The following is an 18,329-nucleotide window of genomic DNA, read 5'->3' as shown; positions in this document are numbered from 1 at the left end:
ACCAATCTTGGCTCACGTCATGCAGGAGATGGGCCCCGGCCTGCGCCGGGGTAACAGTCAGTGTGCGGCGTGGGCAGACCCCTATTCCGGCAGCGCGAATTCCAGCAGCAGTTGCCGCTGCCAGTCGTTGAAATTGTTGTCTGAGCCGATGAGGATCCGGGTTTCGCCGGCGGGGGTCTGGTGGACGAGGATCGATTCCATGTTGTCGATCTCGGCGCCTTCGGCGGAGAGCAACAGTTCGCCGCGCATGAGGTTGCCGGGCCGGACTTCGGCGGCGGGAACACGGCGTAGGTTCATGACGAAGCTGAAGAGCGCAACGCCGCGTTCGAGGACGAGAAGGTCGCCATTGGGCAGAAAGGCGCAGTCTGTCGGGTTGACCACCGGCGAATTGAAGTAGGTCACCGGGCCCTTGTCGTTCTGGCCAAGAAAGTGGCCGCGATGGTTGCCGTTTTCGTCGAGCGCCTCTTCGGTGAGGAGAAGGGTCGAGCCGGCAACTGGGGAGGTCGCTGGAGCAATGCAGATCGATTCGAGCGAGCGATTGGTCCGGAGCTTGGTCATCCAATCGGGGATGGCAATTTCGCGGGCGGGACCGCCGGGACGGCCATCGGTTATGGCGAAATCGGCGACGCGGGTGAGATTTTCGAAGCTGACGCGAACAGCGACGGGTTGGCCATCGCGATAGACGGTGTCCATGCCTTCGGCGTCACGTGCGAATTGGCGGGGCAGGGCTTCGCCGGCCGAATTCTGGATCGGGTCCATGGTGACGCCGATGAAGCTTAACAGCCGATCGTCCTGATCATAGGCGAGCTTGCCGGAGACGAACTGGCCGCGATCGGTGATGAAGGCGACATTCTGGTCGGCACCGGTCATGGTGACGCTCGAGAGGCCACCGAAGAGATCGTCCTGCGACTGCATGGTTAACCCGCCGCGGAAGATCAGCTTGTCTACCGGCTGGTCGAGGGACGCGCCCTTGAAGCGCGTCACTTGAGCGGCTGTGACGATTACATCCAAAGCGTAATTTGGCGAGGCGAGAAGCGCAAAGCAGCAGGTCGCTAGAAAGACCCGCCGCTTCATCCCCGCGGCCGCCTGCGGGCTTGTGCCGGGAGTTCTTCATCAAAGAGCGCGGCAAGCTCATCGGTGAGCGCGCCAGCCAGTTCCTCGGCATCAAGCAGGGTGACGGCGCGGCGATAATAGCGCGTGACGTCGTGGCCGATGCCGACAGCGACGAGCTGGATCGGGGAGCGCGTTTCAATGTCTTCGATCACCTGACGAAGGTGCGCTTCGAGATAATTGCCGGCATTGACAGACTGCGTCGAGTCATCGACGGGGGCACCATCGGAAATCACCATCAGGATGCGGCGTTGCTCGGGGCGGGACATGAGGCGCTTGCGCGCCCATTCGAGCGCTTCGCCGTCGATGTTTTCCTTGAGCAGGCCCTCACGCATCATCAGGCCAAGATTGCGCCGCGCGTGGCGCCACGGCTCGTCGGCGGCCTTATAGATGATGTGGCGGATGTCGTTTACGCGGCCGGGATTGGCCGGGCGGTTGGCATCAAGCCAGGCTTCGCGGCTCTTGCCGCCCTTCCAGGCGCGCGTTGTAAAGCCGAGGATTTCGACCTTGACGCCGCAGCGTTCGAGCGTGCGTGCGAGAATATCGCCGCAGATCGCCGCGATCGTGATCGGGCGGCCGCGCATGGAGCCGGAATTGTCGATCAGGAGCGTCACGACCGTATCGCGGAAGTCGGTATCGTGCTCGACCTTGAAGCTGAGAGCCTGCAGCGGATCGGTGACGACGCGGGTCAGGCGCGCGGTGTCGAGGAGGCCTTCTTCGAGGTCGAACTGCCAGGAGCGGTTTTGCTTGGCCATCAGGCGGCGCTGCAGCTTGTTGGCAAGACGGGCGACTGCGCCGGCGAGATTTTCAAGCTGCTTGTCGAGGAGGGCGCGCAACTGGTCGAGCTCGTCGGGCGGGCAGAGTTCGGCCGCCTTGACGATCTCGTCGTATTTTTGGGTAAAGACCTTGTAGTTGAACTGGTTGGAGAGGCGCTCGCCGCCGTCCTTGGCGGGCGGGGGCATGGGGGCGTCTTCGCCGGCTTCTGCCTCGGCATCGTCGTCGACATCGGCCATGTCGGCTTCCATGCCTTCGACATCGCCGGTTTCTTCGCTTTCGCCCGACTGCTGATCTTCTTCCGATTCGGCCTGTTCGTTCTCGCCTTCGCCCTGTTCCGGCGACTGGTCAGAGCCCTGAGCCTGTTCGGGCTGGCTGTCGTTGCTTTCGTCTTCGTCCGAAGCGTCGCCGTCCTCGAATTCGCTTTCGGCGATGAGGTTAAGGTCGCGCAACACGGCCTTCACCGCGCGCGAAAAATCCTCCTGGCTTTCGTAGGTCGAAAGCAGCTTGTCGATGGAGGTGCCGGCCTTGGAATCGATTTCCTGGCGCCAGAGATCGACCAGCGCGTGGCCCGAGGGCGGCACGGGGACACCGGCGAGCTTTTCGCGCAGCATCAGGCCCAGCGCCTCTGCAAGCGGGGCTTCGTTCTTGTCGTCGACCTCGGCGAAATTGGCGCGGAAGAGCCGATCTTCCAGCATTTCGTGGATGTTTCCAGCCATGCCGGGCATGCGCAGAACACCGAGGCTTTCGACACGCGCCTGCTCAAGGGAATCGAAGGCAGCGCGCGCCTGCGGATCCATGGGGCTGCGCTTGCGATGCGCATCGGGATCGTGGCTCGCAAGCCGCATCGCCATGGCATCGCCCTGGCCGCGGGCAATGGCGATATCGCGCTTGGTGGGGAGGCGCGGCAGGTTGGCGAGCCGGGCCTTATCGGAGGTCAGCAGGGGCCGGTCGGCGGTGAAGGTGACTTCGAGATCGGCCTTGCCCCCGATCGCGCGCACCGTCGAACCCATGGCCGATTTGAAGACCTGGGTTTGATCGGGCTTATTGGGCTTGCTGCGCGGGGGATTTGCCATATTTGCCATCCGAGGCGCGGACGCGAGAGCGCACCTGTTTTCACCGCGTCATTCCCGCGAAAGCGGGAATCTCTTTTTGGCACGACCTCTCGGAAAGAGATTCCCGCTTTCGCGGGAAGGACGTCGTGAATGAACTAGGCAGTGATCGCGAGGTTGGCCGAGGATTCCGGCAGGTCTTCGCCGAAGACGCGCTGGTAGAATTCGGCAACCACCGGCCGTTCGAGTTCGTCGCACTTGTTGAGGAAGGTGAGACGGAAGGCAAAGCCGACATCGCCGCCGAAAATCTGGGTGTTTTCGGCCCAGGTGATCACCGAGCGTGGGCTCATCACGGTCGAGAGATCGCCATTGATGAAGGCCGAGCGGGTGAGATCGGCGAGGCGCACCATGTTGGAGGCGAGTTTCTTGCCCTTGTCGGTCTCGGTAAGAACCTTGTTCTTGGCGAGGATGATGCCGACTTCCTTGTCATGCGGCAGATAGTTGAGCGTCGTGACGATGCTCCAGCGGTCCATCTGACCCTGATTGATCTGCTGCGTGCCGTGGTAGAGGCCGGAAGTGTCACCAAGGCCAATGGTATTGGTCGTTGCGAACAGGCGGAACGAAGGGTGCGGGGTGATGACGCGGTTCTGATCGAGGAGCGTCAGGCGGCCAGACTGCTCGAGAACGCGCTGAATCACGAACATCACGTCCGGACGGCCGGCATCGTATTCGTCGAAGACGAGCGCAATATTGTTCTGCACGGCCCAAGGCAGGATGCCGTCGCGGAATTCGGTGATCTGCTTGCCGTCCTTGAGGACGATGGCGTCCTTGCCGACGAGATCGATACGGCTGACGTGGCTATCGAGATTGACGCGGACGAGCGGCCAATTGAGGCGCGCCGCGACCTGTTCGATATGGGTCGACTTGCCGGTGCCGTGATAGCCCTGGACCATGACGCGGCGATTGAAGGCAAAGCCGGCAAGGATGGCGAGCGTGGTGTTGCGGTCGAAGAGGTAATCCGGATCGGCCGGGGGCACGTGATCGGAGCGCTCCGCATAGCCTTTGACCACCATGTCGGTATCGATGCCGAAGAGATCCCGCGCCTTGTATTCGGTGTCGGGCTGGTTGGTGAAATCGGTCATGGCAGGACTCGTGGATCAGAGATTTTCAAAGGCGGGAGGCCCATCGGCCATGGGCTCTATAGCAGCAATGCTGACATGCTGGTAGCCAAACTGTCACGCGGGAATCCCGCCTGACATTGGCTTTTTTCAAGATCAGCTCAGCGGACGACGAAGCCCATTTTCTTGAGATGAGAATAGGCTGCGATGATCGTCCGGAGTTTTTCTTCGGAGGATCGGTCGCCGCCATTGACGTCGGGGTGGTGGGTCTTCACGAGGTTCTTATAGGCGTGCTTGATGTCATCGGACTTCGCATGGCCGGGAAAGCCAAGCTGTTCGAAAGCACGGCGATCGTTCTCGTTGAGCGGTTTGACGCGCTCGGCGGCCGGGGTCTGGGACTGGCGATAGCGATATTTGGCGAAGACGCCGAAAGGATCGCCATATTTGTCGCCCGGCCGGGTGCTGGCTGTGCGGCCGGCAGCGCGGGCGTTCTGCGGATTGCCGGTCGCAAAGCTTGAACGTGACTCGGCCTTGGGGGGAGTCGTCAGGGCCTCGTCCAATTCTTCCTGGCTCATGCCGGCGAAGAAATTGAAGGCCTTGTTGTAGTGGCGGACGTGTTCGAGGCAGAAATGGTGATACTGCCCTTCGCTGCGCGGACCCTTGGGCGCACGATATTCGCCCGCCTCCCCGCAGCCTTCCCACTCGCAGGTGAATTCGGCCGGTTCGGGCTTTTCTTCCCGGCGCGGTCTGATGCGGATCCCATCGAAAAGCTTGGATTGCTGTTTCATAGCACCTAGTTAAATGCCTAGTTTTCAATAGTGGCGCTCATCGGAGCGCATTCAAAAGCCCAAAGCGGAGACCGCCAATGTCCATGAAGGACACTATCACGACCAAGCTGACCGAGCGGTTCTCACCAACCCACCTCGAGGTGATCGACGAATCGAACAAGCATCGGGGTCATGCCGGATGGCGTGAAAGCGGGGAAACCCACTTCCGCGTCAGAATCGCGACCAGCGATTTTGACGGTTTGAGCCGCGTGGCGCAACACCGTGCGGTGTTCGATTTGCTCAATGCCGAACTCAAGGAGCAGGTTCACGCTCTCAACATCGAGATTTTGCCAAGTTAGGGAGAACGCATCTCCTCCAAAAAAGCCGAAACCTTGGCAGGATCGACATACTTTTCGATGAAAGCCTGACCAATGCCTCTTGTCAGGATGAAAGTCAGGGCGCCGCGCGAGACTTTCTTGTCCTGCGCAATGGCGGCCATCAGGGTCTCGGTCGAGCCGAGCGTTCCGGGGATGTCGCCCAATGTGGTGGGCAGGCCCGATTTTCGCAAGTGGGCCGAGACGCGGCCGGAATCCTGACCCGGGGCAAGGCCAAGGCGATTGGAAAAGGTATGGGCGAGCACCATGCCGATCGAGACGCCTTCGCCGTGCAGCAGGCGATCTGAGTAGCCAGTGTCTTTTTCGAGCGCGTGACCAAAGGTGTGGCCGAGATTGAGGAGGGCGCGGACGCCGGTTTCCTTCTCGTCCTCGATGACGACGTGGGCCTTATGGGCGCAGCAGCGGGCGATGGCTTCGCCGCGCGCCGGACCGCCGGAAAAGATATCGGCGTGGTTCGCCTCAAGCCACTCGAAGAATTCGGGATCGTCGATGAGGCCATATTTGACGACTTCGGCATAGCCGGCAGCAAACTGGCGCTGGGGCAGGGTATCGAGGGTCGAGAGATCGGCCAGCACGAGCTTGGGCTGGTGGAAAGCGCCGACCAAATTCTTGCCCTGGGGCGAATTGATGCCGGTCTTGCCGCCGACCGAAGAATCGACCTGCGCGAGGAGCGAAGTCGGCATCTGGATAAAATCCATGCCGCGGCGGGTAATCGAGGCGGCAAAGCCGGCGAGATCGCCGATGACGCCGCCGCCCAGCGCGATCACGAGATCATTGCGCTCAAGCTTGGCGGCGAGAAGGCCTTCGACGACGGTCTGCAGATGCTCCCAGCTCTTGGTGCTTTCTCCCGCGGGCACGGTGATGGTCTCGTGTGTCAGGCCAGCTTTATCGAGGCTCGCGACCAGCCGCGGCAATTGTGCTTGGGCGACATTGGTGTCGGTGACGATGCCATAGCGGCGGCCGGGAAATTTTTCGGCCAAAATCGTGCCGGCATAATCGAGAAGGTCGGGGCCGATCAGAATGTCATAGGCGCGCTCGCCCAGAGCGACGTGAACCGTGTGGGTGATTTCGGCCATTTTTTTTCGGACCTTCAGCGCAGATGATGGAGGAGGGCGGAAATCACGTCGGCGGCGACGCTGTCTTGCGGCACGTCGCGGCTAAGGACGGTCAGGTCGGCCTCGGCATAGATGGGATAGCGGTCTTCGATCAGCTTTTGCAGCGTCGCCTTGGGGTCGGTGGTTTTCAAAAGTGGTCGATTGGAGCGGCGCGAGACCCGTTCGAACAGAATATCGAGATCGGCCTTGAGCCAGACGGAAACCGCCCCGGACTTGATTTGGGCCCGGGTTTCGAGATTGACGAAGGCGCCGCCACCCGTTGCGAGGACGATGCCGTCTTCCTTGAGGAGACGCGAGATGACGCGGGTTTCCCCGGCGCGGAATTCGGGCTCGCCGCGCTGCGCGAAAATTTCCGGAATGGTCATCTGCGCGGCTTTTTCGATTTCTTCGTCGCTATCGATGAAGCGCCGATTGAGACGGGTGGCGATGCGCCGCCCAACCGTGGTCTTGCCCGCGCCCATCATCCCAACGAGCACGAGCGGACGGCCGCCGAGACGCTCGGCCAATGCCTTGGCGCGCGCAGAGCGCGCGGTGTTGTCCGATTTGCTCACGCCAGGCGCCCTCCGACTTCATGTCGCTTGAAGCGATCTCACTCACCTATGTCAAGCGCGACGCGATTTCACCTACCGGATGGAAACCTTTCTGTGCCAAGGTTTGCTCTCAAACGCCGACTGGACTGCCATGCCGACACTGTTTCGCCTCCTGATCACGATCGTTTTTCTCGTGGGCCTCGTCTATGCGGGCATGTTCGCGCTTGTCTCGTTCGTGGAACCGACGCCCAAGGCTGTCACCCTGCGCCTCTCGACGCAGGACCTTTTGGGTGAGAGTGCGCCGACGCGCCCTGCGGGTCTACCGACACCCAATGTGACGAGCACGCCGAGCCCGGCGCCCGCGCAATGAGCGGCAACCACCTGATCGGCGCTTTTCTCGAAATGATGAGCGCCGAGCGTGGGGCCGCGGCCAATACGATTGCGGCCTATCGGCGCGATCTGGCGAGCTATGCCGGGTTTGTCGCGGGGAAGAAAGAGACACTCGAAAACTCTTCTCGCGAGACGGTCAACGCCTATCTTGATTTTCTCAAGCAAGAGGGACTGTCTGCCTCGTCAAGCGCGCGGCACCTTTCCGCTGTGCGCCAGTTTCACAAGTTCTTATGTGCCGATGGGATCAGGGGCGACGATCCGACGCGGATCGTTTCGAGCCCCAAGACCAGGCGGCCACTGCCCAAAGTTTTGTCGGTCGCCGAGGTCGATAAGCTGCTCAGTCTGGCCGAAGCAGAGGCCAACACTGCAGATGGAGAGGGGCAGAACGCGGCACTGCGGCTCTATTGCCTCCTCGAAATGCTGTACGCCACGGGGCTGCGTGTGTCCGAGCTGGTTGAGCTCAAGCGCTCGGCAGTCATGCGGGAAGCAGCGTTCATCACCGTGGTCGGCAAGGGCCGCAAGGAACGGGTGGTACCGATGAATGACCGGGCGCGCGATGCCGTCCGCCCTTGGGTCAAGACGCTGCCCGCGGGGACCTGGCTGTTCCCGGCCAAGGGAGAATCGGGGCATCTGGCGCGTCAGGTGTTTGCGCGCGATCTCAAGGGACTTGCGGCGCGGGCCGGTATTTCCTCGGCACGCGTCGCGCCGCACGTCTTGCGCCACGCATTTGCCAGCCATCTTCTGGCCGGTGGGGCCGATTTGCGGGTGGTGCAGATGCTGCTTGGGCACTCGGACATCTCGACCACGCAGATTTATACCCATGTGCTCGACGATAAACTCAAGACCCTTGTCGAGAAGCATCACCCGCTCGCCAGCGACTAAGATTGAGCTTTCCCCGGCAAATCCGTCGCAAAACTTGACTCGGTGTTGAACCATCGCCACTTTCCGGCCACTTTAGGGCGCAAGAGCCGGGGCCTGGAATAGTCCGGGTCGGCAATAACGACCCTTACGGGCGGGTGGGATGCAGTCTTATCTCGATTTTGAAAAGCCGGTTGCCGATCTTGAAGCCAAGATCGCCGAACTCAAGTCCTTGGCCGCGTCCGATCAGGCCGTGTCGATCGATGAGGAAGTGAACCGACTCTCCGCCCGGGCTGAGGAAGCCCTGGTCGAGATTTATAAAAAACTCACGCCCTGGCAGAAGACGCAGGTGGCCCGCCATCCGCAGCGGCCGCATTTCTCCGACTATGTCGGCGCGCTGATCACCGAATGGACACCGCTGGCCGGCGACCGGACCTTTGGTGAAGACGCCGCGCTGCAGGCCGGCTTTGGCCGGTTCAATGGCGAATCCGTCGCCGTGATTGGTCAGGAAAAGGGTAATTCCACCGAAACGCGCCTCAAGCACAATTTCGGCATGGCCAATCCGGAAGGCTATCGCAAGGCCGTCCGCATCATGGATATGGCCGACCGGTTCAACATTCCGGTCATTTCCTTTGTCGACACCGCCGGCGCCTATCCCGGCATTGGTGCCGAGGAGCGCGGCCAGGCCGAGGCGATTGCGCGCTCGACCGAAAAGGGTCTCGAACTCGGTGTGCCGAACATTGCCATCATCATCGGCGAAGGTGGTTCGGGTGGCGCTATTGCCATCGCTACCGCCAACCGCGTGCTGATGCTCGAAAACGCCATCTATTCGGTAATCTCGCCGGAAGCCGGCGCCTCGATCCTCTTCCGCGACGCGGCCCGCGCGCAGGATATGGCAACCGCGCAGAAGATCACGGCACAGGACCTTCTGGGTTTCAAGGTGATCGACGGCATCATTCCCGAGCCGACTGGCGGCGCACATCGCCACCATGGCCAGGTAATGGAGGCGACCCGCCGCGCGCTCAGCTCTTTCCTCGGGGATTTCGCCGGCAAATCGCGGCTCGAAACGCGCGAGCAGCGGCGCGAAAAATTCCTCGCGATCGGCACCAATCTCTAGGTCTTTCGGTCTGCGTTCAACGAACAGGCTCCCGCATGCGGGAGCCTTTTTCTTATGCTGACATCCCACACACTATTGCGTGAAAAACCGCCGCTTTTCGCCGAGATCGGGAGCGTGATAAGGCTTCGTTCACTCAGCCCGCTCATGCTGCGCTAACCATTGCTCCTGGGTGGAGCCGTTATCTGGGCCTTGTTAAGTGACTGCCACCTTCTTCCATCGCCTCGCCGCCGTCATCATTCTCGCCTGGCTGGGCGTGGGCCTTGCTGCCTGTTCCAACTTCGTCAAGGGCGGGGACAACCGGCACAATATTCCCCTGGCTCCGGCCATGGTGAAGGCGCTTCATGATATTGGATCGTCGCCCGGCGAAGGCATGGTCGTGCGCATCTTCAAGAAAGAGGCCGTGCTCGAGGTGTGGAAGCACACCAATTCGGGGCAGTTCAAGCTGTTCAAGACCTATAACATCTGCGCCTTTTCGGGCGATCTCGGTCCCAAGTTCAGGGAAGGCGATTATCAGAGCCCGGAAGGGTTCTATACGATCACGCCCGGCCTCATGAACCCGAAGTCGGCCTATTTCCTCGCCTTCAACACGGGCTTTCCCAACAAGTTCGATCGCGCCAATGGCCGCAGCGGCTCCAACCTGATGGTGCATGGCGACTGCAAGTCGGTGGGGTGCTATGCGATGACGGATGGTGGCATGGCGGAAATCTATGCCTTGGCGCGCGAGAGCTTTAAGGGTGGCAATCCCACTTTCCAAGTACAGATTTATCCGTTCCGCATGACGAGCGCGAACCTGGCCCAGTTTGCGTCCAATCAGCACCTCGCGTTCTGGCGCAATATCAAGGAGGGCTATGACCTCTTTGATCTCAACAAGACGCCGCCGGCTTGGGACGTGTGCGAGAACCGCTATATTTTCAATCCCGTTGCAGCGGGACCACTGGATGCCGCGGCCCTGTGCCCGCCCACCGTGCCGGACGCTCAGGTTGCGGCCCGAAAGGCGGCTGATGATAAAGCCCTGGCCGATGCCGGGAACGCCATCACCCGCCAGGCGGCGACCGAGGCGGCCATCAAGGATCGTGGCGCAGCGGTATCGGGCTTCTTTTCCGGGATCGGTTCGGTGTTTACCGGCGGCCAGCAGGCACCGGCGCCGATAGTGGCCGCAACGCCAGCGCAATAGTTGTGGTCCTTAGTTCGGCCCCAGTTGGATGAAAGGCCAATCGCGACGTCGATTGGCCGGGAGCATGCTGCGTGGATGACAAGCCGAGCCAGGATCGGGACGAGACGACCGTTGGTGGCGTAACTGCCGATATGCAGGTGGGTGCGCGCGAAAAGCTTGGTCTCTCCGCGCCCCGCAAGGCGCCGCGGCGCAAATGGCGGCTAAGGCCGGGATCGCTTCTGGCCGGCGTTGCCGCCGTCGTCGGCGTTGCCGCCCTTGCGACGACCGCCTGGACCTATACCGAAATGCGCCGGGAAGTTTTGCGGATCTCGACCGAGATGGCGCAAGTGCGCTTGAGCCTTGATCTTTATGCCCAGCGCAGCAGCCCGCAAGCCAGCGCTGCCGCTGTGGCGCCGACGAGCAGTGACACCAGTCTCGCAGCCATCGAAAATCGCCTGGCGGCGCTCGAACAGAATTGGCGCGCTGGCAACGGCGCTGCGGCCGGTACTCAGCCTGCCGCCTTGCCATCGATTTCAGGGCCGACGGTTTCGGCCGAGAGCGACGGCGATTGCCTGCCATCAGGCATGCGGCTGCTCGTCGCTTCGGGCGATAGCTATCCCGTCTGTGGGACCGACGCGACCATCACGGTGATGAACGTCAACAATGGCTATATCTCGCTGACCGATGGCACGACCGTTCCCTCTGGCGGCAATGTGCCGCTCAACGGGACCGCCTGCATGTTGGCCGTTACCTCGGGCGGTAACGAAGCCGAGACCGGCTTCGCCGAGATCCGCGTAACCTGCTAACGCAGCGCCGCCGCACTGCCGAGCGGCGGAAGCGGCTTTAGCCGGCCCATGAGGGCGCGGTAGGGCGCGAGCAGCACGAGTGCTGCGAGGAACTTCACCATGAAGTCGCCTGCCGCGAGCGAAATCCAGAGCGGCACTTCGGGACCGACCCCGAGGAAGGGTGCGGGGAAGGCCAGCGAGCCATCCTGCAGCCCAAACAGCGCATCGATGCCGGCAAGGAAGGGCGCGAAGGCGACGGTAAAGAAGATTGTGGTGTCGATCAGCGAGCCAAAGAGCGACGCGACGAGCGGGGGCAGGAACCAGGCACGCACGGCGCGAAGCCGCGAAAAGATGCTGATATCGAGCAATTGGCCCGTAACGAAAGCTGCGGCGGACGCGAGCGCAATGCGCTGGGTGGTGGCTGAAGCGCCGCCTGCATTCCAAGGCAGCGGATGGAAGCTCAAATAGAATGAGAGCGCGAGGCCGACGAGGAAGCCCACCAGCACGACGAGACGGGCATTGCGCGGACCATCATAGCGATTGGTCAGGTCGGTGATCAGAAAAGCGAAGGGGAAGGTGAACGCACCCCAGGTCAAAAGATCGGCGAGATTTATGCCGCCAAGTTGGACCTGAAAGGGATAGAGCACGAGAACGTTGGACGCGGCAACGACCACGACCATGGCCGCGACAGCGCCAAGGAAACGAGACAGCATCAGAATGCACCTCTGAGAGCCACTCTCCGGCAGAAGACCGGCGTGGCATTGATGAAGCTTATATAAAAAGAAAAGCCGCGCGGCTTTTGGCACGCGCGGCTGAAATCTTGAGAAGAGTGCGATTAGCCGGCGAGAGCGGCGCGCACTTCCTTCTTGATGCCGAGAGCGAGCGGGGACAGGTCGGCGTCATCCTGCTTGACGAGGAAGGCGTCGAGACCACCGCGGTGCTCAACCGAGCGAAGGGCAGCGGCAGAGATGCGCAGCTTGACCGGGCGCTGCAGAGCGTCCGAGATCAGCGTCACATTGATCAGGTTGGGGAGGAAACGACGACGGTGACGGTTGAGAGCGTGCGAAACGGTGTTACCCACCATAACGCCCTTGCCGGTCAGTTCGCAGCGACGTGCCATTTTCAGAATTCCTATTTGTGTAAAGGTCCTGCGTGGCGGGGAATCCCGCAACGGGCCTCGATTGTGATGAAATCTGCGGGCGTCTTAGAGAAAATGGCTTGGCGCGTCAAGGTCGGGCAGGGCTCAAAGACCCGCGAGTGCCTTGCCAGTAGCACAAGAGCCCGGCACTTTGGCCTCTTATCGTGATTCGCGAAGGGCCCGTTGCCTGCCTTTTGCACGAGCCGAGACCTTTATCTTGATCCGAACCAGCCTTGCTTCCCTAGCCCTCGTTCTTGGCCTTACGCAGGTCCAGGCCGCTCCAGTCGACGCCAGCGCCAGCTACGTCCTTACGCTTGGCGGCATCAATGTCGCCATGATGCGTGTAGACCTCGATGACACGGGCAGCGCCTATACGCTCGATGTCAAAGCCAATGTGGCTGGGCTCGGCGCAGTGGTGGCGAGCGGCACGGCCAATATCACCGCCAAGGGGAATTCCTTGGGCTCGACGCTGCGCTCGGAAAGCTTTGCGCTCGAAACTCGGGCCAATGGCGAAAAATTCAATGTCGATGTCGGCTTCTCGGGCCAGAACGTTACGTCCTTCAAGGTCGAGCCGCCAGTTGGGGATTTCGATCGCGTTCCCGTCGAGCGGGGACATCTGACGGGTGTGGGCGATTTCGTTTCGGCCTTTGTCCTCAAAGGCGGGGCGCTCGACAAATCGGTTTGCGATCGGCGCATGCGCATCTTTACCGGCGTCGAACGCTTCAATCTCGACATGAGCTTCGTCGATACCGACGACGCGACGTCACCGCGCACGGGCTATCAGGGGCCGGTCGTGCTCTGCTCGATCGATTACGAGCCGATTTCGGGCCACTATGAGAGCAACGAGATCACCAATTATCTAGCCGACGAGAGCCGCATTCTCATCTGGTACATGCCGCTCGGCGAAACGGGATACTTTATTCCTTATCGCGTGCTGCTCGGCACCTCGATGGGTGACCTCTCGATGGTGCTGGTCAAAGCCGAGAGCTGAGGCCCGCCGTCCCGGGTTGGGACGGTCAAAAGGTTTTTTCTCAATTTTTGCTGATTTTTTGCCCGGCTTTGCGGGGCGAGATTGTTAAGGGCGCTTCGGCGCCCTTTTTGTTTGCGGTAACGAACTGATCGGGAAAGCGGGCGAGCTCAGAAATTAGGGGTTTGGTCATGGACGTGAAGGCCAAGAAGGCGGTTAGCGGCTTGCGGGAGGTCGAACGGTAGGACTTCGCCCATAGGCCTACCAGCCATAGCGTAGAACAAACCGGGTATCTCAACCTCGATCGTGATTCTGACCCTGTTCGTTCCCGGTGTGGTCCAGATGTTAAGGAGCCAAAGCCGGGAGAAGCAAAGTGCCCCGCTTTGGGACAAAGCTTATTTTTAGCGTCGCAACTGGGATGCGATCGATATTCTTCAAAGAGCCTAGTTGTACGCGCGCCTTGGTGGCAAGATTTCTCACAGGCTCGGCGACCCAGAATGGGACGTCAAACGAAAAGGTATGAATTTCACGGTTCAACGCCGCCAGCAGGCCAAGACAAAGCTCTTAACTCCGCAAATAATCTGAACGTCCTGGCATTTCTAGTTCGTTACGAAACGGCCCGATTTCGCCGAAATTTACGCTTTAGCAATCAAGATGAAGCCCAGATGGCGTTATAGGGGCGCGGACGCAGACCATCCAACGACACTTGTGTGCTTCGAGCGATTCTCACCACCACCCATCGCCGTGAACAAAGACGGATTTGCTGAACTGTGCCGATTCTGTCCCTGTTCGTTTCCGCTGCGTTCCAAAGCTTAGCGCTATCCCGCATGATCACAAAATCCGTGCTTTTGTGGGACAATGCGTGCTGCCCCTCGCCATAGGCATTTGCGCACCCTACATTGCTGCTCAATGACTTTCGCATCCTCCCAGTCGGTCAAGGCCATTTTGGGCCCAACCAATACCGGCAAGACCCATTTTGCCATCGAGCGCATGCTGGCTCATCCTACGGGGATGATCGGCCTGCCGCTGCGTCTATTGGCGCGCGAAGTCTATGCGCGCGTCGTCGAGCGTGTCGGCGAACAGGCCGTGGCGCTGGTGACGGGCGAGGAGCGAATCGTGCCGCCCAAGCCGCGTTATTGGGTGGCGACCGTGGAGGCCATGCCCATGGATATCCATGTCGATTGCGTCGCAGTCGATGAGATCCAGACGGCGACCGATTTTGACCGCGGACATATTTTTACCGATCGAATCCTCAAGGCGCGCGGGTTTCATGAGACGCTGCTGCTCGGCTCAGGGACAATGGCGAGCGTGATCCGCAAGCTGTTGCCGCATGCCGAGATCATCGAGCGGCCGCGGTTTTCGCAGTTGATGTATGCGGGATCGAAAAAGATCTCGCGCCAGCCAAGCCGCAGCGCCATCGTCGCGTTCTCGGCGCGGCAGGTTTATGCCATCGCCGAATTGATCCGCCGCGAGCGGGGCGGGGCGGCGGTGGTGATGGGTGCACTCAGCCCGCGCACGCGCAATGCCCAGGTCGAGCTCTATCAGAACGGCGATGTCGACTTTCTGGTCGCCACCGACGCCATCGGCATGGGGCTCAATCTCGATATCCACCATGTCGCCTTTGCCGATGACATGAAATTTGACGGGCGCCAGAGCCGGCCGCTGACGCCGGCGGAGATGGGGCAGATCGCGGGCCGTGCCGGGCGGCACAAACGCAATGGCACCTTTGGGGTGACAGGCGGCACTGACGCATTCGACGAAGAACTGGTGGTTCAGCTCGAAACGCACGATTTCGAGCCGATCAAGGTTTTGCAATGGCGCAATTCCGTGCTGGATTTTTCGTCCATCGATCGGTTGCGCTCCAGCCTAGAGCGAACGCCCGACGACAAAACTCTGACGCGCGTGCCGATCGCAACCGATCAGCTTGCCCTGGAATTCCTCTCGCGCAACGAGGCCGGCGGGTTGGCGCGTGGCCACGAAGCGGTCAAACTCCTTTGGGAATGTTGTCAGACCCCTGACTATCAGGGGATTTCGCCAGCAGCCCACGGCGAGATCGTCACCCGGATCTTTTCGGATTTGAGGCAAAATGGATCGGTCAACGCAGACTGGATTGCCGAGCAGGTGCGCTTTTGCGACAATGCAGAGGGCGACATCGAGACTCTTAGTCATCGGATCAAGCAAATCCGGACGTGGACCTTCGTCGCCAACCGCAAAAACTGGCTTGCAGACCCATCACATTGGCGCGAAAAGACCCGAGAGATTGAAGATCGCCTGAGTGATGCGCTCCATGAGCGTCTGACCCAGAGATTCGTCGACCGGCGCACCAGCGTGCTGCTCCGCCATCTGAAAGACAAACGTATGGTATCTCCCGAGATCAATGAGCGCGGCGAAGTGAGGCTTGAGGGCCATCTTCTCGGCACGCTTGAAGGCTTCCGCTTCACTTTGGCGCGTATGGATGGCGAACTTGACGCCAAGGGCACGCGCAGTGCCGCGGATCAGGTCGTCGCTCCAGAGATCCGCAATCGCGCCGACCGGCTGGCGGGCGCGCCCAACGAAGAATTCGTTCTGGCCACCGATGGACGCCTGCGCTGGCGCGGTGATCTCGTCGCCGAACTCGTCGAGGGCGACAGCCTTTATCGTCCGCGGATCCTGATCCTTGCCGACGAATCGCTGACCGGCACCGATCTCGAACGCGTTCAGGATCGCCTGGGCCTCTGGCTGCGCCACCACGTCAATACGACGCTGGAGCAGGTCATGGCGCTCGAAGCGCCAGCCGATCTTGAAGGGCCGGCGCGTGGCATTGCCTTCCAGCTTTTCGAGCATCTTGGTCTCCTGCCGCGCGGGCAGGTCTCCGACGATGTCAAAAATCTCGACCAGGACGTGCGCGGCAAGATGCGCAAGCTTGGTATCAAATTCGGCGCCTATCATATCTATGTGCCGCTCTCGCTGAAGCCAGCGCCGCGCGAACTCGCGCTGATCCTGTTTGCGCTGAAAAATGGTGGCGTGCGCCAGCCCGGCGTCACCGATATCCCCCATATCGTCCTCTCGGGCCGGACCTCTTTCCTCGTCGATCCCGAAGTCGATCCGCGGCTTTACGAGATTGCCGGCTTCAAGGTGGCCGGTAAGCGTGCCGTTCGTATCGATATTCTCGAGCGTCTCGCCGACATTATCCGGCCGCTGATTGCCATCGATCCCACCCGCTTCCAAGGCGAGCCGCCAGCCGGCGCTGCCGAAGGCAATGGTTTTCGCGTCACCGTCGAAATGACGAGCCTTCTCGGTTGCTCGGGCGAGGATTTTGCCTCGATCCTGACGTCGCTCGGCTATCGCGTTCGGCGCACGCCAAAGGCTGCCGCACCGGCACCGGTCGCCGAAATCGGTGCGGAGGCTCCGGCGCTTGAGGCAGTGCTGGACGATAATGCTGCCGCCCTCGATGCGCCCGCAGAAGACGTTCCGGTTGCTGAAGTGGCCGCTGAGCCGGTCCTCGACGCGACGCCGACTGCGGAAGAGGGCGTGATCGACGAAGCCAAGGCTTCGGAAACTGCAGCGCCGGCTGAACCGGAATTCGACGAGATCTGGTTCCCCGGTGGGCGTCGTCACAACGACAACAATCACAATGGCCGCAAGCCTGGCAACCGCCGGCCTGAAGCTGCCGAGGGCGGCGAAGCCAAGCCCGAAGGCCGCGGCCGTCCGGATCGCTCGCGCCCCAAGGGCCCGCGTCGTCCCGAGGGCGAAGTTGCCAATGCGCGTCCGCAGGGCCGCCCGGCCAATACCCGCCCGCGTAATGATGAGCGGCCGCGCCCCGAAAAGGTCGAACGTCCCGAACGTCGTCCGCAGCGCGAAGAACGCAAGGTGGCTTTCGATCCCGATAGCCCCTTCGCAGCCCTTGCCGCCTTGCGCGGCAAGTCGGAGTAAGCTTTGACAGGGTCGGGCGAACCTCTCCGCAAGGAGCGGCTCGACCGGTTCCTGTTTTTCTCGCGCGCCGTCAAATCGCGCACCCTGGCTCAAAGAATCATCGAGACCGGCGCCATTCGCGTCAATTCCGAGCGGACCGATCGCAGCGATCACAAGATCGGCGCGGGCGATGTGCTGACGATGTCGCTGCATGGACGGATTGTGGTCTGGCGCGTGCTCGATCCCGGGACGCGGCGCGGCCCGGCGACTGAGGCGCAGGGGCTTTACGAAGATATGTCGCCCGCTCAACCACCGCGGCAGGAGCGGAGCGCATTCGAGGCCGCGATCGCCGAGCGCCCATCCGGAGCCGGACGGCCGACCAAGAAAGAGCGCCGCGAGACCGATGCACTACGCACCGAGGACGAGTAATCTATCCGCGCGAAATGTCATAAGGTGTGGGGTGCTTGCGGGTATGAGGTAGGCTTTTGCGGCCGGTTCGACGCTTGCAGGCCCGCCCAAAAAAGTTTAGCACCAAAGCCGTTGAGACTGTCGCCTGGCCCGCCCCGGCCGCGATGACCGCCAAGGACTGCCCTTTCTATGACCTATATCGTCACTGACAATTGCATCGCCTGCAAATACACCGATTGCGTGGAAGTCTGTCCGGTCGACTGTTTCTACGAGGGCGAGAACATGTTGGTCATTCATCCCGATGAATGCATCGATTGCGGCGTCTGCGAACCGGAATGTCCTGCCGAGGCCATCAAGCCCGATACCGAAAGCGGTCTCGACAACTGGCTTGAATTGAACCGGAAATATTCGAGCGTCTGGCCCAACCTGACCGAGCGCCGCGATGAGCTGCCCGAGGCCAAGGAACGCGACGGCGAAGAAGGCAAGCTCGAAAAGTACTTTTCCGAGACGGCCGGCGAAGGCGATTGAAGCCTTCTGCGCTGGGCCATCGAGGCTAACTATCGGACGCGTCTCGATTCGACATTGAATCGTCGCATAAAAATCAAAGTTCAGCGAACGCCAGTGCTGGCGATTCGTTCCTTTTGATTTTGCTGATTTTTTGTGCTATGGTCCCACCAAATGCAGTTAAGCCCTTCACCCAGAGCGTGCCTTAGGGCACGATTTTTTTGACACAACATCTCCTGTTGCATGGCGCTTCGGAA

Annotated in this window: 18 protein-coding genes; 10 read left to right on the top strand and 8 right to left on the bottom strand. The window is 61.0% G+C overall.

Annotated elements, in window-relative coordinates:
• Positions 1–81: 81 nt before the first annotated feature.
• From ASG47_RS07720 to ASG47_RS07705, 4 genes are all read right to left on the bottom strand, one after another.
• Entirely contained in the window at positions 82–1,074 is a 993-nt protein-coding gene (locus ASG47_RS07720; RefSeq protein ID WP_061908171.1) for an esterase-like activity of phytase family protein, read from the bottom strand.
• Entirely contained in the window at positions 1,071–2,960 is a 1,890-nt protein-coding gene (gene cobT, locus ASG47_RS07715; RefSeq protein ID WP_200940875.1) for a cobaltochelatase subunit CobT, read from the bottom strand. The genes ASG47_RS07720 and cobT overlap by 4 nt, the downstream gene beginning before the upstream one ends.
• Before the next feature lie 134 nt (positions 2,961–3,094).
• Entirely contained in the window at positions 3,095–4,078 is a 984-nt protein-coding gene (cobS, locus tag ASG47_RS07710) for a cobaltochelatase subunit CobS (protein ID WP_061908169.1), read from the bottom strand.
• A gap of 137 nt (positions 4,079–4,215) precedes the next feature.
• Positions 4,216–4,842 carry a J domain-containing protein gene (locus ASG47_RS07705; RefSeq protein WP_061908168.1) on the bottom strand — a complete coding sequence of 209 codons (627 nt, stop codon included), beginning with the start codon at positions 4,840–4,842 and terminating at the stop codon, positions 4,216–4,218.
• Positions 4,843–4,925: 83 nt separating this feature from the next.
• Between ASG47_RS07705 and ASG47_RS07700 the strand changes: the two genes are divergently transcribed.
• Positions 4,926–5,180, top strand: a complete 255-nt coding sequence (locus ASG47_RS07700; protein ID WP_413813454.1) for a BolA family protein — start codon at positions 4,926–4,928, stop codon at positions 5,178–5,180.
• Here ASG47_RS07700 and aroB read toward each other — a convergent pair.
• Both aroB and ASG47_RS07690 read right to left on the bottom strand, forming a co-directional pair.
• Complete coding sequence (gene aroB, locus ASG47_RS07695) at positions 5,177–6,292, bottom strand: 3-dehydroquinate synthase (RefSeq protein WP_061908166.1); 1,116 nt, start codon at positions 6,290–6,292, stop codon at positions 5,177–5,179. The genes ASG47_RS07700 and aroB overlap by 4 nt on opposite strands.
• Positions 6,293–6,306: 14 nt before the next feature.
• On the bottom strand, positions 6,307–6,882 hold the full coding sequence (locus ASG47_RS07690; RefSeq protein WP_061908165.1) for a shikimate kinase: 576 nt from the start codon (positions 6,880–6,882) through the stop codon (positions 6,307–6,309).
• Between the two features lie 130 nt (positions 6,883–7,012).
• On the opposite strand from ASG47_RS07690, the gene ASG47_RS21250 reads away from it, so the two are divergent.
• The 5 genes from ASG47_RS21250 to ASG47_RS07665 all read left to right on the top strand — a co-directional run bounded on the left by ASG47_RS21250 (position 7,013) and on the right by ASG47_RS07665 (position 11,185).
• Positions 7,013–7,231, top strand: coding sequence for a hypothetical protein (locus tag ASG47_RS21250; RefSeq protein WP_320408915.1), 219 nt, complete (start codon positions 7,013–7,015; stop codon positions 7,229–7,231).
• Entirely contained in the window at positions 7,228–8,133 is a 906-nt protein-coding gene (locus ASG47_RS07680) for a site-specific tyrosine recombinase XerD (protein ID WP_061908164.1), read from the top strand. The genes ASG47_RS21250 and ASG47_RS07680 overlap by 4 nt, the downstream gene beginning before the upstream one ends.
• Positions 8,134–8,272: 139 nt before the next feature.
• Entirely contained in the window at positions 8,273–9,226 is a 954-nt protein-coding gene (locus ASG47_RS07675) for an acetyl-CoA carboxylase carboxyltransferase subunit alpha (protein WP_061908163.1), read from the top strand.
• A gap of 196 nt (positions 9,227–9,422) precedes the next feature.
• The gene (locus ASG47_RS20920; protein ID WP_200940873.1) at positions 9,423–10,400 is read left to right on the top strand and encodes a L,D-transpeptidase family protein; all 978 of its coding nucleotides are present in this window, start codon (positions 9,423–9,425) and stop codon (positions 10,398–10,400) included.
• Positions 10,401–10,471: 71 nt separating this feature from the next.
• Positions 10,472–11,185 (top strand): hypothetical protein, encoded by a 714-nt coding sequence (locus tag ASG47_RS07665; RefSeq protein WP_061908162.1) that lies wholly within the window; start codon positions 10,472–10,474, stop codon positions 11,183–11,185.
• On the opposite strand, the gene ASG47_RS07660 is transcribed toward ASG47_RS07665, so the two are convergent.
• Positions 11,182–11,877, bottom strand: coding sequence for a queuosine precursor transporter (locus tag ASG47_RS07660; protein ID WP_061908161.1), 696 nt, complete (start codon positions 11,875–11,877; stop codon positions 11,182–11,184). The genes ASG47_RS07665 and ASG47_RS07660 overlap by 4 nt on opposite strands.
• A gap of 122 nt (positions 11,878–11,999) precedes the next feature.
• Positions 12,000–12,284: a 50S ribosomal protein L28 gene (gene rpmB, locus ASG47_RS07655; protein WP_061908160.1), complete on the bottom strand. Its 285-nt coding sequence runs from the start codon at positions 12,282–12,284 to the stop codon at positions 12,000–12,002.
• Positions 12,285–12,519: 235 nt separating this feature from the next.
• Here rpmB and ASG47_RS07650 point away from each other — a divergent pair, with 235 nt between their 5' ends.
• From ASG47_RS07650 to fdxA, 4 genes are all read left to right on the top strand, one after another.
• Positions 12,520–13,293 carry a DUF3108 domain-containing protein gene (locus ASG47_RS07650; protein WP_061908159.1) on the top strand — a complete coding sequence of 258 codons (774 nt, stop codon included), beginning with the start codon at positions 12,520–12,522 and terminating at the stop codon, positions 13,291–13,293.
• 885 nt (positions 13,294–14,178) lie between these two features.
• Entirely contained in the window at positions 14,179–17,181 is a 3,003-nt protein-coding gene (locus ASG47_RS07645; RefSeq protein ID WP_061908158.1) for a helicase-related protein, read from the top strand.
• A gap of 3 nt (positions 17,182–17,184) precedes the next feature.
• Positions 17,185–17,589, top strand: a complete 405-nt coding sequence (locus ASG47_RS07640) for an RNA-binding S4 domain-containing protein (RefSeq protein WP_061908157.1) — start codon at positions 17,185–17,187, stop codon at positions 17,587–17,589.
• A 168-nt stretch (positions 17,590–17,757) separates the two neighbouring features.
• On the top strand, positions 17,758–18,096 hold the full coding sequence (fdxA, locus tag ASG47_RS07635) for a ferredoxin FdxA (protein WP_061908156.1): 339 nt from the start codon (positions 17,758–17,760) through the stop codon (positions 18,094–18,096).
• The last annotated feature ends 233 nt before the right edge of the window (positions 18,097–18,329 follow it).

The sequence above is a fragment of the Devosia sp. Leaf420 genome (assembly GCF_001425445.1).
Lineage (GTDB): Bacteria > Pseudomonadota > Alphaproteobacteria > Rhizobiales > Devosiaceae > Devosia.
Note: the sequence above shows the minus strand (reverse complement) of the source record. Positions and strands in the feature narration are given on the sequence as shown.

Coding starts and splice junctions, on each gene's coding strand:
- ASG47_RS07720 (WP_061908171.1), bottom strand. CDS start 1,074: ATGAAGCGGCGGGTCTTTCTAGCGACCTGCTGCTTTGCGCTTCTCGCC.
- cobT (WP_200940875.1), bottom strand. CDS start 2,960: ATGGCAAATCCCCCGCGCAGCAAGCCCAATAAGCCCGATCAAACCCAG.
- cobS (WP_061908169.1), bottom strand. CDS start 4,078: ATGACCGATTTCACCAACCAGCCCGACACCGAATACAAGGCGCGGGAT.
- ASG47_RS07705 (WP_061908168.1), bottom strand. CDS start 4,842: ATGAAACAGCAATCCAAGCTTTTCGATGGGATCCGCATCAGACCGCGC.
- ASG47_RS07700 (WP_413813454.1), top strand. CDS start 4,926: ATGAAGGACACTATCACGACCAAGCTGACCGAGCGGTTCTCACCAACC.
- aroB (WP_061908166.1), bottom strand. CDS start 6,292: ATGGCCGAAATCACCCACACGGTTCACGTCGCTCTGGGCGAGCGCGCC.
- ASG47_RS21250 (WP_320408915.1), top strand. CDS start 7,013: ATGCCGACACTGTTTCGCCTCCTGATCACGATCGTTTTTCTCGTGGGC.
- ASG47_RS07680 (WP_061908164.1), top strand. CDS start 7,228: ATGAGCGGCAACCACCTGATCGGCGCTTTTCTCGAAATGATGAGCGCC.
- ASG47_RS07675 (WP_061908163.1), top strand. CDS start 8,273: ATGCAGTCTTATCTCGATTTTGAAAAGCCGGTTGCCGATCTTGAAGCC.
- ASG47_RS07660 (WP_061908161.1), bottom strand. CDS start 11,877: ATGCTGTCTCGTTTCCTTGGCGCTGTCGCGGCCATGGTCGTGGTCGTT.
- rpmB (WP_061908160.1), bottom strand. CDS start 12,284: ATGGCACGTCGCTGCGAACTGACCGGCAAGGGCGTTATGGTGGGTAAC.
- ASG47_RS07645 (WP_061908158.1), top strand. CDS start 14,179: ATGACTTTCGCATCCTCCCAGTCGGTCAAGGCCATTTTGGGCCCAACC.
- fdxA (WP_061908156.1), top strand. CDS start 17,758: ATGACCTATATCGTCACTGACAATTGCATCGCCTGCAAATACACCGAT.